Here is a 15297-nt window from a genome sequence, read left to right as displayed (position 1 = left end):
TGCCCTTGAACCTTATTACCTTATTCTATTTTTCATAATTTGATAATTACAGATGTTCTTCTTAGCATAAACAATTTTATGTTCCGCTAAAAGTTGAGCTATTATTGCTCTGGTTTCATCTTCACTAAGCCCAATCTTTTCGCCGAGGTCAATTTCATTTAACCTATCATTGTTTTCTTTCAATACTTTATAATATCTGTTTTTATTTTCCATAAGTATCTTGTTTTTTAACTGCTATCATCATGTGCGGACTAAATGGTAAAAGGTAAGGGTCGTTTTCTGTAATCTGTATAAGTTCCAGTAACGTTTCTTTTCTTTTGTCATTTAACATATTGACAAAGAAATCTTTATCCAACCAAGCCATACCCTCAACCGCATAGGTGTTAAGGTGAGATAACTCTTGACTTACAAACTCGTCTTTCAGTTGGGGTGGCTTGTGATAATATGCCTCTGCCAAAATCCAGGGAAAATCATCCGGTGGGTTATGTATCCCAGTTGTCAACTCTTCCTTGCACATTTCAAAAAATGTTCTTTTATGAATAAGTCCACTCAAAAGTCCAACTAAAGTTGATCCGGTATAGTTAATGGCAAATGCCAATATAATCCCATCGTTTTTCAAGACTCGTTTGGCCTCTTTGATGGTTAAAACCCTGTCCTTCTCATTCTGAAGATGATAAAGTGGTCCATGCAAAATTATCAAGTCCGCATAATTATTCGAAAAAGCTAATTTTCTCGATTCTCCCAAGTGGACGGAAAACTTGTTTTTTAATTTATTCGCTCTATTCTGAGCTATTTTTAGATGCTTTGACACTGGTTCCACCAAATGAACCTGATGCCCCTTTTTAGCAAGCCATTCCGAATATTTCCCCGTTCCACCTCCTACATCAATTATGGTCGATGATGGGCTCGATATATATTTTTCCATAAGCGACTTAACCCGCTCAAATTCAAATATCCCCATTCCCTTATTGAGTCTGGTTTCTTCGGATGCCTTGTTATAAAATAGTTCTATATTTCTACTAATCAACTGTTTACTCTGCATATTATTTGTGGTATTGTGATCACATTTGAATGTTGGATGACAGCACAAAGTGATAAAGCAATCGATTTAAAAATCAATTGTCTTTTGTTTAAAATTCTATGAAATAATTGGGTGTAATTATCCTAGCATTGAAATGAGAATGTTTCAATACACTTATTAACTCGTTTTTTGAGCTTGCCTTTTAGAAAAGAGGCGGATAATATGTTTACTTAGTATAACAGATTACAAAGATAGAAAACCTAAATCATATTTTCGGGTTGTTTGTTTTACTTACAGATAGCAAGCAAGTTGCAATACACATTTTCGCAACAAAATTTGTTCAAAATATTAAAAGTAATACCATTGCTTATTGAGTGAATTCTATAAATTTGCTCGGACTAATTTCAGATTATGAAGACTATTGCATTAAGTGAGACCCATATTGCTTTGGGTGCAAAAATGGTTCCCTTTGCGGGATATAATATGCCCGTTTCTTATGAAGGCGTGAACATTGAACATGAAACAGTAAGAAATGCAGTTGGCGTTTTTGATGTTTCACATATGGGCGAATTTTTGATTGAAGGACCAAAGGCTTTGGATCTTATTCAAAAAGTTACTTCCAATGACGCTTCAAAATTAACTATAGGAAAGGCACAGTATAGCTGTTTCCCGAATGAAACAGGAGGTATTGTTGATGATTTGATTGTATATCGGCTAAAAGAGGAAACTTATCTTTTGGTGGTCAATGCATCCAATATTGAGAAGGATTGGAACCATATTTCAAAATACAACGAATCCATAGGTGCCGCTATGCGGGATATCTCTGAAGATTACTCGCTTTTGGCCATTCAAGGCCCCAAGGCAGTGGAAGCTATGCAGTCGCTTTCCAGTGTAAACCTTTCAGAGATTAAATTCTACAACTTTGTTGTAGGTGATTTTGCAGGAATTGAGCATGTGATCATTTCTGCAACTGGATACACGGGCTCTGGTGGATTTGAAATTTATTGCAAAAATTCAGAAGTGCAACAGGTGTGGGACAGGGTTTTGGAAGCTGGTGCCGATTTTGGCATAAAACCAATTGGACTTGCAGCCAGAGATACCCTACGTTTAGAAATGGGCTATTGCCTCTACGGTAACGATATTGATGATACTACCTCCCCTTTTGAGGCCGGTTTGGGCTGGGTGACCAAATTCACCAAAGATTTTGTGAACAGTGAGGCTTTGGCCAAACAAAAAGAAGAAGGTCCCAAAAGAAAGTTAATAGCGTTTCAATTGGAGGAAAGGGGTATTCCAAGACAAGGTTATTCCATTTTAGATGAGAATGGAAACGAAATTGGAGTGGTAACATCCGGTACCATGTCACCATCACTTTCAAAAGGTATTGGTCTGGGGTATGTTGCCATTGAAAATTCTAAAAGAGAGGGCACTATTCACATTCAAATAAGAAAAGGCCAAGTTCCGGCTACCATCGTAAAACTACCATTTTATAAAGTATAATGTTAGATTACTCACCCATTGTAGACAAAATTGTCAGGGAGGCAAAACAACAAGCCAACAAGGGTGAAGTAGCAAGCTATATTCCCGAGCTATCTTGTGTAGATTCCAATAAGTTCGGGATTTCCATTTTGGATAAAAATGGAAAGGGGTTTCATGCCGGAGATTCGGGCGAACAATTTTCAATTCAAAGTATTTCCAAGGTACTGTCTTTGGCAATGGCATATTCATTGGCCGGTGAAGAGCTATGGAAACGTGTGGATGTAGAGCCTTCAGGGGACCCCTTCAATCATTTGTCACTTTTGGAAATGGAGAACGGTATTCCTAGAAATCCATTGATAAATGCCGGGGCAATCGTAATTTGTGATATTCTTGTTTCAAACTTGAAAAACCCTAAATCCGATTTTCTATCGTATGTTCAGAATATCGCTAATGACCCGTCAATTACATATGATGATAAGGTAGCAGAATCAGAAAAAAGAACCGGTTTTAGAAATTATGCTGCAGCTTATTTGATCAAGTCCTTCGGAAATCTGGAAAATGATGTGGAAACTGTTCTGGACTTTTATTTTCATTCTTGTTCCTTGAGTATGTCTTGCGAACAACTCACCAAGGTCTTTTACATCTTTATGAACAGGGGAAATTGCCTGAAGAACAAAAATTACTTGAATTTATCTCAGGTAAAACGAATAAATGCCATAATGCTTACCTGTGGATTTTATGATGAAGCCGGTGAATTTGCCTTTGAAGTTGGTCTTCCCGGAAAAAGTGGTGTTGGTGGTGGCATTGTAGCGTTGTTACCCAACCAATTTTGCGTTGCTACCTGGTCGCCCGGATTAAACAAAAAAGGAAACTCCAAATTGGGCATGCTGGCTTTGGAAAAACTTACAACCGAAACAGGTTTGTCTATATTTTAATTGCTTGGATAAAAAAAAGATATTAATCCTTGGAGGTAGTGGTTTTATAGGTAATGCTATTTATAAGGAACTCTGTTCCTATTTTAATACTTACGGGACCTATTGCAACAATACAGCTTTTGCCAACAACCAACAGTTTTATCGGTACAATTTGGAAGAGGACGATATTTTCATGGTACTTGCAAAAGTGAACCCCGATTATATTATTTCTGCCCTTCGCGGAAATTTTGTGGCTCAAATACAGGCGCATAGCCATTTGATGGAGTATTTACAAAAGAATACATCTAAACTGTATTTTATCTCCTCGGCCAATGTTTTTGATGCCTACAGTAAATTCCCATCCTACGAGTTTGACAAAACACTTTCCGAAAGTGTATACGGAAGGCTTAAAATAAAGGTTGAGAACATGATGATGCGATTGCCCAAGGAGAAAGTAGCCATATTGCGAATTCCCATGGTCTTTGGAAATACGTCTCCACGAATAAAGGAGATAAAAACATTGTTAGAGGAAAATGAACCCATTGAAGTGTTCCCAAACCTCATCATTAATGTGACCAATGATGATCGGCTTACCCAACAAATCCATTACCTCATTAATAGGGACAAAACGGGTATTTTTCATTTAGGAAGCAAGGACTTAATTCAGCATGAGGAGTTTATCAAAGAGGTCATTAAACAAATAGGGAATTTCCATCCCATTCTAAAGCGGGTTTTTACCACCAACGAAGACCGCTATCTGGCCGCCCTACCCAAGCATAACAAACTTCCTAAAAATCTACGGGTAAAGTATCAGGAAATCATAGATCATCATATTCCGGTTGATTGACAATGACAATTTTGTTAATCTGAAACAAACTACTATTAATCTGTTTTGTTTTAAAGGTTATCATTGCATCCGTAAATATTTATTAGTGTCAAAAAAAAATACAATTATGGCTAACTTCATCAAACCGAATCAAGTAAAGGAATTTTATCTAAATCAAAAATGAGCTCTCATAATAATCCAACCAGATAGGAGTAAATAGAGCTATCAAAAGTATATAGAATTGATTTTTTTGGACTTTATCCATTACACTCCAGTTTCCTTATTTTTTCAATACTACTTTCTGAAACATTTAAACTTTTAAGTTTCTTAATATACAGTTCGTTTAACTTTGCTTCTTTCCATTCTGTTTTAAAATGACGGTCTATTTCTCCAAATCTAGGTTTGTGCGCAGATTCAAACTTAAAAATCATACCATTTGTTGCTAGCCTATTTCTAAGATAAAGCCCAACCCAATAAGTGTCTCCAAAACCAAACAAAGAAACGGAAACAAACGAAGTAAATGATTTCAAAATGAGTTGATCATATTTGTCTTCATCAATATGATCTAACAATCCAACAATCCTCTCCTCATTTAATCGAATTTGTTCCTTTATATAATTTGAAGTCATGCTGTCCGAATCCTTCAAAGATTCCACTCTAGCGTCTATCGCACCTTGGGAAATAGGATCCAAAAGCATTACATGAAATCTACACCCTCTATTATTTACTGCATCAATAATTGCTGGACAAATACTTTCAATATTTGGCATCCAAATTTTCAATACCTTGACCCTCCTATCTCGAATTTTCCAAAGACGTTTGCCCAAAATGTTTGTGTCGAGATTATCATAAATATCCGTTATCCCTTGGTTTTTAATGTTTTTGATTTCGGGAGGAAGTTCCTTATTCACTATTTCATTAAATCTTGTTTCAACCAAATTTAAAAACTTAGCATACTGAAAAGTGTTAAACAATATTGACAGTAAACCTATTGAAAATAAAGTAGCAGATAGATTCTCAATTACAAGAACAACTTTGTCAAAGTTGATATATTTTTCTAATGTTCCGAAAAGAATTAAATCCGCAATCAGCTCTGAGCAAATAGAAGCGATAAACCCTATCAAAATTGCTACAATACCTAACTTGGTACTCCCAAATAATATTTTTCGATTTCTTTCAGAAAAGACATTCTTAAAACTTATGTTACGCATGATCGTTCAAATTACTTATGAATTACTTTGGTTTAAAATAGAGAATTGTTCTAATGAAAAAACTTCGAGGGGATTGAAAGATATGTAATTTCACTTAATCCAAATTGGTCAAAACCCATAGTTTTTCAATGGGTTTTCTTGATTTCATAAATAAAACTAAAATCTAATTATTTATTATAAATCATTTCCAAGTAGAAACCACTATAAAATTTGAATGAATGCACCGATGAAAAATGGAAGTATTTGGAAATATTATACCAACTACATGATTTTATTATGACAAAATCGCCATAAAACTGTATTTTATATCAGTAACAAAAAACAAAACGGAAAACATGGCAAATTATATTGACGGATTCGTCCTTCCCGTTCCACAAAATCATCTAACCGAGTATAGGCGAGTGGTAGAAACGGTTGCAAAAATTTGGAAGGAACACGGCGCACTAGCCTACTTTGAGTATGTTGGCGACGACTTAGAATTGGAAGGTACACAGTCTTTCCCTGAACTAATTGATGCAAAAGAAGATGAAGTAATTGTGTTTGGGTGGGTCGTATTTGAATCTAAAGAAGCTCGTGACCTAGCAAATGAGCGGGTTGCCACCGACCCAAGAATGACAGATTTAATCGCCCCGCTGACCAATCCGTCAAAAATGGTTTTTAATGCCAAACGTATGGCATACGGTGGGTTTCAACCGCTTGTCCAATAATTGTATGGCTAATCAAATTAACCGTAGCTTTATAATAAGATTGTGGTAGCAGTATGCAATTTTTATATCAAACCATTAGATATCACTTTAAAACATGCAAGAAACCATTCAAATAAAAATTGGAAAGCTAATATTCGACTGCCGAACTGATGGCGATAAGGAAAATGAGTTGGTGATTTTTTTACATGGGTTTCCCGAAACTTCATATATGTGGGGAAAATTGATGGCCCATTTTTCTAAAAATGGGTTCTACTGCGTAGCGCCCAATTTAAGAGGGTACAGCAAAGGAGCTTGCCCAAAAGGAAAAAAACATTACAGTTTGGATAAATTGGCCAAAGATGTTTTGGGTATAGCCAAGTTTCTGAATAAATCAAAGTTTCATCTTGTAGGCCACGATTGGGGCTCTGTTATTGGATGGAAAGTAGTGCATGGCCATGAAAATCTCATTTTAAGCTGGACGGGGATTTCTGTCCCTCACTTTCAAGCTTTTGGAAAAGCAATTATGATTGATGACGAACAACGCAAAATGAGCCAGTACATCAAAAACTTTCAATTGCCCTATCTTCCAGAAAGACAGATAAGAAAAAAGGGTTTTAAAGCATTCAAAAGGTTATGGAAGCACAGTGAACCTAATGAAGTAGACGATTATTTAAAGGTATTCAGAAATCCAAAACAGCTTACCGCAACACTTAACTATTATCGTAGTAACTATAAACTGTTAAAGAAAGCTGCCAAGCACCAAATTTTAGGGGATATCAATGTTCCAACTCTATTCATCTGGGGAAATAAGGATCTTGCAGTAGGGTCTTACTCGGTCAGTGAAAGTCATCAATACATGAAAAGTGAATATGAGTTTTTAGAATTGGATGCTGGCCATTGGTTAATTCAAACAAACTATAATGATTTGGAAGAAGTCATAACCAAACATGTAAACAGAAACAAGGACAATTGAAATAACTTTTATTCTATTTTGTGATTAACAACTATTCAATTTATAATGAAAGAAAATCTATTAATGCTACTGTTAATTGTGATTCTGGGTTCTTGTAGACAAAAGTCTTCCGTAAATACACAAAATCAATATTCAGACAGTTTAAACAACAATATAATTATTGGCAAAGGATTGGGAAAACGTATTGATTCCTTGCTTCAAAAAGAAATAGTTAAAGGATTTTCCGGATCAGTTTTTGTTTCTATCAAAGATAGCGTTATACTACAGAAAGGTTATGGTTGGGCAGATTCTTTAAAAACTACCCTGATAAAACCATCTACCAAATTCTACTTGGCCTCCACTACAAAAGGTATTACAGGTGTATTGACCTTGATAGCCCAGCAAAAAGAAACGCTTAATACAACTGATCACCTTTCAATGTTTTATGAAAATTGCCCAAAGGAGTTTGGCAACCTTTCCATTCATGAAATGCTTATACATACCTCGGGCTTAAGTAGCGAATATGAAACGTATGGGGCAATCAACAGAAAAGATAATGTAGAACTCGTGTATAAAAAACCGTTAGGAACAAAAGGTGAGTTCAATTATTCCAGCGCTGGTTACTGGCTGACCGGAGCTATTATTGAGAAGTTATCTGAAACCACTTATGAAGAATTTGCCCATAAAAATCTATTTGAAATAGCGAAAATGAAGAATACGGATTTTTGGTTTGAGGCAAATGAAGGTGATAAAAACTTGTTTGCTCAAAAACTGAAAAAATTCCCGCCTGATGACCTAAAGCCCAATTGGGGTTACAGGGCATCTGGTGGCATTACCACCAACATTCTTGATCTAAAACATTATTTTCAGGTCCTTACATCGCATCAAATTCTAAACAAAGAATCATTGGGCCATTTGTTTGGACCGCATATAACCTTAAAAAGTGGTATTGGAGTTGGATACGGCTGGTACACCACCACTACACCCAGAGGAACTAAAGAAGTCTGGTCTCGTGGAGGAGAGTCTTTTGGTCATAATAGTGCTATTAGATGGTTTGTTGACGAAGGTGTGGCTATTCTTATTTTAACTAGCTGTGGGGAAATAGAAAGAAATCGTGAAGCCAATAGAACAGTAAGTGATAAAATTGAAAAACTCATATTTACGGCTCCAAAAAGTCAAAGTAATTGATTCATTAAAATTGAAAAAGGAATGGAAAAACTAAACCTAACCCAAATAGAAACCTTGTTAAAAAACCTGGATGGGTGGATCTATGAAAATGGGAGTATCAGCAAATCTTATGTTTTTAAGGATTTTAAAGAAACTTTTTCAGTAATGACCCGCATTGCATTTGAGGCAGAACAACAAAACCATCATCCCCTTTGGGAAAATGTCTACAACCAGCTTACCATTAAATTAAACACCCACGATGTTGGCGGCATTACCCAAAACGATTTTGACCTCGCCAAGCGAATAGAAAACATCGTGAACAAGAAATAATTCTACTACTAAAAACACACTTGCCAAAGGAGCATTTTTTGCTAAATTTGCCCCTATCCATAACGAACAGATACTACATGGGAAGAGCATTTGAATTTAGAAAAGCACGAAAAATGAAGCGTTGGGCAGCCATGTCCAAAGCATTTACGAGAATAGGGAAGGATATTGTCATGGCCGTTAAGGAAGGTGGCCCTGATCCCGATTCAAACTCTAGATTACGTGCAGTAATTCAAAATGCCAAGTCCGTAAATATGCCCAAGGACAATATTGAGCGTGCTATTAAAAGGGCATCGGACAAAAACCAAGGGGATTACAAAGAGGTTTTGTTTGAAGGGTATGCTCCCCATGGCATTGCCATATTAATAGAAACTGCAACGGACAACAACACCAGAACAGTTGCCAACGTACGTAGTTATTTTAACAAATGTAATGGTAGTTTGGGCACATCGGGCTCAGTGGAATTTATGTTTGACCATACCTGTAACTTCAGGATAAATGGGGAAGGTATTGATGCCGAAGAACTTGAACTTGAAATGATTGACTTTGGGGCAGAAGAAGTCTTTGTGGATGAGGATGGAATTTTAATCTACGCTCCTTTTGAAAATTTTGGTGCCATTCAGAAAGAATTGGAAGCCCGGGAAATTGAAATATTATCTTCTGGTTTCGAGCGTATTCCCCAGGTAACCAAGGAACTATCCGAAGAGCAAATTGCCGATGTGGAAAAGCTTCTGGAAAAGATTGAGGAAGATGATGATGTCCAGAATGTTTACCACACTATGAAGGAATAGACCTTTTCTTTATTAGCATAGATTTGTAAAGTTGGGGTTGGTTAGTCGACCAACTATCAAACCTTAGGTCATGCGCATCTTCATTTTAGTTCTTCTTGTTTTTCTTTTCGCTGGAAAAGGTTATTCACAGGAAATGACTCCAGTCAAGTTATATGAAATCATTAAACAAGAAGCGGATACCGTCAAGACCAACGGCAATCAACACCAATTTTTGTTCAACAATACCATGTTGATTTGTGTTTTTGATGAAAATGCGAATCGTATGCGGATTATATCTCCTATCATAAAGCGACAGGAAATTGGTGAAGAGGAGCTGTTAAATGCCATGGTCGCCAATTTTCATTCTGCCTTGGATGTAAAATATGCCTTAAGTGATGAAATTATTTGGTCCGTTTACACCCATCCGCTTAAAGAGCTTTCAGAACATCAAGTAGTGGATGCCATTCAACAAGTTTATGCGGCTGCCATTACCTTTGGCAATACATATTCAAGCACCAATATGGTTTTTCCTGGCAACACAAAAAAGGCGGAGAAACCAAAACCCAAAATTTTGAACAAGACTTAATAGCTATATTCTGGAACTTTGCCTTGTACTCCTTTGAAGAACCCACGGATTTCCTTAAAATCTTTTTGAATGTCATCTGTTGGATAAAAAGCTTCGGATATTTTCACCTCTTTTTTTCCAAAATCAAAAGCTACCATAACAATAGGAACTTCTGCTTTCTGAGCAATATGATAAAAGCCGGTTTTTAGAGCGGTAACTTTTTTGCGGGTCCCTTCCGGTGCCAACGCAAATCGAAAAATCTTTCGCTCCTTAAAAATTTGAGCAACACTCTCTACGGTGTTTGAATTTTTTGAGCGGTCAATAGGTGCGCCCCCGGTCCAACGAAAAAACCAACCAAAAGGTGGTTTAAAAAGACTTTTCTTTCCAATATAATTGATTTCCTTATTGACCACCTTACGGACCAATAACCCTAAGAAAAAATCGAGCCAATGGGTATGGGGAACAACAATTACAACACATTTTTCTTCATCGGGAAACTTCCCTTTTAGCTTCCAGCCCAATACTTTAAAATATAGGAACGTAGAAAGCTTGTGCATATGAAATGATTAGTCTCCCTTAAAAGGGATTTTAAGAAATACTATATCCTCTGATAAATAGCTTGGAGGCGTTCTGGTGTCATGATGGTCTTCCATTCCTTACCCAAAGCATTTTCCCATAAAGCATCCATTCCCAATGCCACATTGACCATAATATCAAAGTCGTTCTGTGTTAAATTGGAGCAGACTCCTTGAGGCAGTTTTATGTTGTGTTTTTCTATCATTTTGCGGAACAGTTGAACTCCGTCAGGGTAAAATTCACCCAAATGTTGAAAAACCAAGCAGTTTCCTATACCATGTTTTACACCCAAAAGATACGAAAGTCCATAACTGACGGCATGGGCAATTCCAACTTGCGAGTAGGCAATACTCATACCACCATGCCAAGAGGCCATCATCAACTTATCTCTTGACTCACATTCTGGAATATCCTCCAAAAAGACTTCTTTACAAAGTTCAAGTGCCTTCTCTCCATAACTTTGACTAAAGGCATTTAGGTACGTTCCGTTTAAAGATTCAATACAGTGAATAAAACAATCCATACCAGTATAAAACCATTGTTCTTTTGGAACAGTTTTAGTCAAGTCTGGGTCCAAGATTACTTGATCATAGGTTGTATAGTCTGAATTTATCCCAAGTTTTTTCTCAGGACCGAGCAACACCGTAGTGCGAGACACTTCGGCACCGGTTCCGCTTATGGTAGGAACTCCAACATGGTACAAGGCCGGTCTGTTAACCAAATCCCATCCTTGATATTGTTCTGCCCGTCCATTGTTATTTAAAAGTATGGCAACTGCCTTTGCCAAATCTAACAATGTACCTCCTCCTATACCAATAATGCCCGAAGGTAATTCCTCATATGTATCCTGTATTCTTTTTACAAGGGCATCAACTTGTTCTGTTTTGGGTTCTTCATTTGCAGATATGAAAATCAACTCATCATTGAATATGAGGGGTATCTGTGCTGCAAATTCTTCATTTTCAAAAAAATCATCCACCAAGAAAATGAATGGAGCTTCTGAGTTTCGTCTTTTGGGCAATAGTATTTCACCCAATTGCGAAAAGCTTCCTTCTCCAAAAACTACCCGAGGTACCATAGGGAAATTGCGGTACTGACTTGTACTGTTTGATGTAACTTCTTCTTTGTTCAAACTTTCTTCTGTATTCATTAATTATCCAAGTACTTCAAAACTTCTGTTAAACTATTCAGTTTAAGGTGCCCATTAACTTCTTCGGCATCTTCTACCATTTCATGTACCCATGTTGTGTGAAATGGAATATGGATAGCTTTTGCCCCAATATTCAAGATAGGCAGAATATCTGATTTTAAAGAATTGCCTATCATCAAAAACTCATCCGTTTGTATTCCTAAATGTTCTAACAGATTCTTGTAATTATTTTCTTTTTTATCACTTAGTACTTCTACATGGTGAAAATATTTCGAAATTCCCGACTTCTCCAATTTTCGCTCTTGGTCCAACAAATCTCCCTTGGTTAGAACAATTAAACGGTATTTATTCACCAGTTTGCCCAATACCTGCTCTACACCATCCAAGACTTCTACAGGATGAGAAATCATTTTTTTACCAAGGTTTAATATTTCGACAATGGTTTCTTGAGAAATCTTATTGTTAGATAAATCGAGTGCGGATTCAATCATGGACAGCACAAAACTCTTAATACCATAACCATAAGTATCAAGGTTATCCATCTCTGTCTTAAAAAGCTCTTGATCAATTTTGTTTTTAGTCTCGTAGCCCTCCAACAATTCAGCAAAACGCTCCTCGGTCTCCCTAAAATAGGTTTCGTTGACCCAAAGCGTGTCATCGGCATCAAAGCCTATAATCTTTATGTTTTTAAAGTCTATTTCCATGCTTTTTTGGCTCGTTCTAAGTCTTCAGGGGTATCAATTTCTATGCCACTCACATGCGTTTCCACCATTTTTATTTTCTTTCCATATTCTAAAAACCGAATGGCCTCTATTTTTTCTTTTGCTTCCAAAGGCAACATGGGTAAGCGCTGAAAATCGAGCAAAGCCCTTTTCCTAAAAGCATATATTCCCTTGTGCTTGTAATATGTTGCATCAACATTTTCATCTCTTGGATAAGGAATTGGAGAGCGAGAAAAATAAAGTGCAAAATCTTGATTGTCCACAATGACCTTAACTGTATTTGGATTGGAAATTTCATCCCAATCAGTAATAGGCGTCATTAAGGAAGCTAAATCTATTTCTTTTTTATCATCATTCCTAAACACCTCTATAATTTTGGTCAAGCTTTCTTGATCAATAAAAGGTTCATCTCCTTGTACATTTATTACAATATCCACATCCATATCTTCAACTGCCTCAGCTATGCGATCGCTCCCACTTTCATGCTCTTTTTTACTCATGAGCACTTTTCCTCCAATTGCTGAGATGGTATTAAAAATAATGTCACTGTCTGTCACCACATATACCTCATCAAACAATTTTGTTTGCAAAGCAGCTTCATATGTTCTTATAATAACAGGCTTCCCTCCCAGGTCCTGCATAAGCTTTGCTGGAAATCTTGAGGCCTTATACCGCGCAGGTATCATAGAAATTATCTTCACTCTTATTATTTATAGATTGATGAAATTATTTTTTGGGCCGCAATTTGCGATAAATTCTAAATATGATAACCAAGATTATGATAACCAATATAGCTGCAATTGGAGGAACCAATATTGAGGCAGTTGATACGGCTACAGCCGTTCCCGTTTCAATGGTTGATACTACGGGATTTGCTATACCTCCAGTAGTAGCCGTAGATGTTAGTCTTCCCGCGGCATTAGCTCCTTTGATGGCAGTTGCCGTTCCACCTCCTGCTATAATGGCCAACGACCATGTAACAACCGGGTCTAAATTTGCAACAGTAGATACCACAACCGCAGTTCCGGCAATAGCCGCCAAGGGCACTGCTATACTATCCAAAGCATTGTCTACCCAAGGAATAAAATAAGCAAAAATTTCTACCAAAGTGGCTATTCCAAATGTAATCAATGCAGCTATGCTGCCTATCCATTGCCAATTTTCATTAAGCTCCCAAACACCAAGAAACGCAGCCAAACTCAAAGCAAAAAGTGGCAAAAACACCCTAAAACCTACAGAAGCGGCCAAACCTATCCCTAAAAAAATACTTATTATGGTATCTGGTGACATGTTAATGGTTTTGTCTAAAATAGAATATTCCTAGTCAAGAAAAAAATCATCTTTAAATCCTATTAAAAATAGTTTCTCCTTGGCTCGTGTAACAGCAGTATACAACCAACGTAAATAATCTTTGTTTACCCCGTTGGGCAAATAGGGTTGTTCCACAAAAACAGTGTTCCATTGCCCTCCTTGGGATTTATGACAGGTGATAGCATAGGAAAACTTTACCTGCAAAGCGTTAAAAAACTTGTTGTTCTTTACCCCAAGGAACTTTTTATATTTCGATTTTTCAAAGGCATAATCCTTAAGGACTTCCTGATACAACCGATTGCCCTCTTCATAAGATAACGATGGTGTTTCGGAATGAATAGTGTCCAACAATAAAACCGTTTCAAAAGGTCGTTGATTGGGATAATCTACCATTTTTACTTTTACTTCAGCAAAAGAAAAACCATAGAGTTCTTTAATGGAGAAAAGCTCCAATATTTCAATGATATCTCCATTGGCTATAAAGCCAGCCTCTGAATTTGGTCTCAACCAAAAATAATTGTTCTTCACTACCATCATGTAATCCCCAACCGCAATTTCATTATCCAAAAACAAGATTCGCTCCCTAATATTTTGATTATAAAGGTTTGCACGTTTGTTGGATCGCACAATTATTGCTGTTTCTTCCTTTCCATTTTCATTGTAAGATGTGTCAATAGCTTCTTGAATTTCGGAGCCATCAATTAACCGTACAATATCTCTAAACGAAGAGATGTCAAATTTAAAATCCTCAAAAAAATGGGATTGCAATTGTTCCCTAAGATGGGTTGCGTTATGCAAAATTCCCGAATCCCCGGTTTGACGCATAACTTCATCCAACTCTAAACCTTCTACGTCCTTATTATAATTTAAGGAAAGACGCTGTTCTTCCAAAGCGGGACTTAAATCCAGTTTTACCGGCGGTAATTGCGCTGTATCCCCAATCAATAGCAGTTTACAATTATGACCAGAGTATACATAAAACATAAGGTCGTCCAATAATGAACCGTTTTCAAAAAGTTTGGAGTCCGCTGGAGTATCCGGTATCATGGAAGCCTCATCTACAATAAAAAGTGTATTTCTGTGCTTGTTGGGTGCCAAAACAAACTGGATACCTCCACCTGATTGCTTCTTGGGAAAATAGATTTTCTTGTGAATGGTAAATGCCTTATTTCCAGAGTAAACAGACATAACCTTGGCCGCCCTTCCTGTTGGGGCCATCAGCACGGCGCTCATTTTTATTTTCCAAAGACTACTTACAATGGTTCCTACAATGGTAGTCTTTCCCGTACCTGCAAAACCCTTTAGAAGAAAGACTTCCTCCTTCTTATCATTCAAAATAAATTCGGATAATTTTTCCAGGGCCATACCCTGTTTGCTTGTAGGGTCATGGGGGAACTTCTTAGTTAGAATAGTTAAAAATCCAGATGGTGTAGGGTTGTTCATAAGCTTCTAAAGATAGCGTGGATTTTTGTAGCAAAAAGTTTCGTGATTAAAAAAAAATTGTAGATTTGTCAGTAACCGCTAAATTAATTCAGAAAGACAATATTAGTATGTTAAATTTAATCCTTATCGTTTTAGTTATATGCCTTTTGACCATAGGCTTGGTATTCTTAATTGATAGAT

Annotated in this window: 18 protein-coding genes; 9 read left to right on the top strand and 9 right to left on the bottom strand. The window is 36.8% G+C overall.

Features of this window, described 5'->3' with window-relative positions; all coding sequences use genetic code 11:
• Positions 1-15: 15 nt before the first annotated feature.
• Both CRO15_RS06355 and CRO15_RS06350 read right to left on the bottom strand, forming a co-directional pair.
• The gene (locus CRO15_RS06355) at positions 16-213 is read right to left on the bottom strand and encodes a hypothetical protein (protein ID WP_097044981.1); all 198 of its coding nucleotides are present in this window, start codon (positions 211-213) and stop codon (positions 16-18) included.
• Positions 203-1042 carry a class I SAM-dependent methyltransferase gene (locus tag CRO15_RS06350; protein ID WP_097044980.1) on the bottom strand — a complete coding sequence of 280 codons (840 nt, stop codon included), beginning with the start codon at positions 1040-1042 and terminating at the stop codon, positions 203-205. Before CRO15_RS06350 ends, CRO15_RS06355 begins: the two co-directional genes overlap by 11 nt.
• Positions 1043-1432: 390 nt before the next feature.
• On the opposite strand from CRO15_RS06350, the gene gcvT reads away from it, so the two are divergent.
• From gcvT to CRO15_RS06335, 3 genes are read left to right on the top strand one after another with little or no spacing between them, the layout of a single operon-like run.
• Positions 1433-2518 carry a glycine cleavage system aminomethyltransferase GcvT gene (gene gcvT, locus CRO15_RS06345; RefSeq protein WP_097044979.1) on the top strand — a complete coding sequence of 362 codons (1086 nt, stop codon included), beginning with the start codon at positions 1433-1435 and terminating at the stop codon, positions 2516-2518.
• Complete coding sequence (locus tag CRO15_RS06340) at positions 2518-3432, top strand: glutaminase (RefSeq protein ID WP_097044978.1); 915 nt, start codon at positions 2518-2520, stop codon at positions 3430-3432. Before gcvT ends, CRO15_RS06340 begins: the two co-directional genes overlap by 1 nt.
• 4 nt (positions 3433-3436) lie before the next feature.
• Positions 3437-4258: a sugar nucleotide-binding protein gene (locus tag CRO15_RS06335; RefSeq protein WP_097044977.1), complete on the top strand. Its 822-nt coding sequence runs from the start codon at positions 3437-3439 to the stop codon at positions 4256-4258.
• A gap of 236 nt (positions 4259-4494) precedes the next feature.
• Here the strand turns inward: CRO15_RS06335 and CRO15_RS06330 are convergent, their stop codons facing one another.
• Entirely contained in the window at positions 4495-5448 is a 954-nt protein-coding gene (locus tag CRO15_RS06330; protein WP_097044976.1) for a hypothetical protein, read from the bottom strand.
• Between the two features lie 335 nt (positions 5449-5783).
• On the opposite strand from CRO15_RS06330, the gene CRO15_RS06325 reads away from it, so the two are divergent.
• The 6 genes from CRO15_RS06325 (at position 5784) to CRO15_RS06300 (ending at position 9936) form a co-directional block, all read left to right on the top strand.
• Positions 5784-6155, top strand: coding sequence for a DUF1428 domain-containing protein (locus CRO15_RS06325; protein WP_097044975.1), 372 nt, complete (start codon positions 5784-5786; stop codon positions 6153-6155).
• Between the two features lie 94 nt (positions 6156-6249).
• Positions 6250-7107 (top strand): alpha/beta hydrolase, encoded by an 858-nt coding sequence (locus CRO15_RS06320; RefSeq protein WP_097044974.1) that lies wholly within the window; start codon positions 6250-6252, stop codon positions 7105-7107.
• A gap of 45 nt (positions 7108-7152) precedes the next feature.
• Positions 7153-8274 (top strand): serine hydrolase domain-containing protein, encoded by a 1122-nt coding sequence (locus CRO15_RS06315; RefSeq protein ID WP_097044973.1) that lies wholly within the window; start codon positions 7153-7155, stop codon positions 8272-8274.
• Positions 8275-8295: 21 nt separating this feature from the next.
• The gene (locus tag CRO15_RS06310; RefSeq protein ID WP_097044972.1) at positions 8296-8583 is read left to right on the top strand and encodes a 4a-hydroxytetrahydrobiopterin dehydratase; all 288 of its coding nucleotides are present in this window, start codon (positions 8296-8298) and stop codon (positions 8581-8583) included.
• A 77-nt stretch (positions 8584-8660) separates the two neighbouring features.
• Complete coding sequence (locus CRO15_RS06305) at positions 8661-9371, top strand: YebC/PmpR family DNA-binding transcriptional regulator (RefSeq protein WP_097044971.1); 711 nt, start codon at positions 8661-8663, stop codon at positions 9369-9371.
• A gap of 70 nt (positions 9372-9441) precedes the next feature.
• Positions 9442-9936, top strand: coding sequence for a hypothetical protein (locus CRO15_RS06300; RefSeq protein WP_097044970.1), 495 nt, complete (start codon positions 9442-9444; stop codon positions 9934-9936).
• On the opposite strand, the gene CRO15_RS06295 is transcribed toward CRO15_RS06300, so the two are convergent.
• From CRO15_RS06295 to CRO15_RS06270, 6 genes are read right to left on the bottom strand one after another with little or no spacing between them, the layout of a single operon-like run.
• Positions 9933-10472, bottom strand: a complete 540-nt coding sequence (locus CRO15_RS06295) for a 1-acyl-sn-glycerol-3-phosphate acyltransferase (RefSeq protein ID WP_097044969.1) — start codon at positions 10470-10472, stop codon at positions 9933-9935. The two genes, CRO15_RS06300 and CRO15_RS06295, sit on opposite strands and share 4 nt — an antisense overlap.
• A 41-nt stretch (positions 10473-10513) precedes the next feature.
• Positions 10514-11641: an iron-containing alcohol dehydrogenase family protein gene (locus CRO15_RS06290; protein WP_243396918.1), complete on the bottom strand. Its 1128-nt coding sequence runs from the start codon at positions 11639-11641 to the stop codon at positions 10514-10516.
• Positions 11641-12345, bottom strand: coding sequence for an HAD family hydrolase (locus CRO15_RS06285; protein WP_097044968.1), 705 nt, complete (start codon positions 12343-12345; stop codon positions 11641-11643). The genes CRO15_RS06290 and CRO15_RS06285 overlap by 1 nt, the downstream gene beginning before the upstream one ends.
• Complete coding sequence (gene kdsB, locus CRO15_RS06280; RefSeq protein WP_207763852.1) at positions 12336-13049, bottom strand: 3-deoxy-manno-octulosonate cytidylyltransferase; 714 nt, start codon at positions 13047-13049, stop codon at positions 12336-12338. The genes CRO15_RS06285 and kdsB overlap by 10 nt, the downstream gene beginning before the upstream one ends.
• Before the next feature lie 40 nt (positions 13050-13089).
• Positions 13090-13653, bottom strand: coding sequence for a DUF4126 domain-containing protein (locus tag CRO15_RS06275; RefSeq protein ID WP_097044966.1), 564 nt, complete (start codon positions 13651-13653; stop codon positions 13090-13092).
• A 30-nt stretch (positions 13654-13683) separates the two neighbouring features.
• Complete coding sequence (locus CRO15_RS06270) at positions 13684-15117, bottom strand: ATP-dependent DNA helicase (protein ID WP_097044965.1); 1434 nt, start codon at positions 15115-15117, stop codon at positions 13684-13686.
• Between the last annotated feature and the right edge of the window lie 180 nt (positions 15118-15297).

Source organism: Flagellimonas pacifica (assembly GCF_900215465.1).
Classification (GTDB): domain Bacteria; phylum Bacteroidota; class Bacteroidia; order Flavobacteriales; family Flavobacteriaceae; genus Flagellimonas; species Flagellimonas pacifica.
The sequence above is the reverse complement of the archived record's forward strand: the minus strand, read 5'-3'. Positions and strand labels throughout refer to the sequence as shown.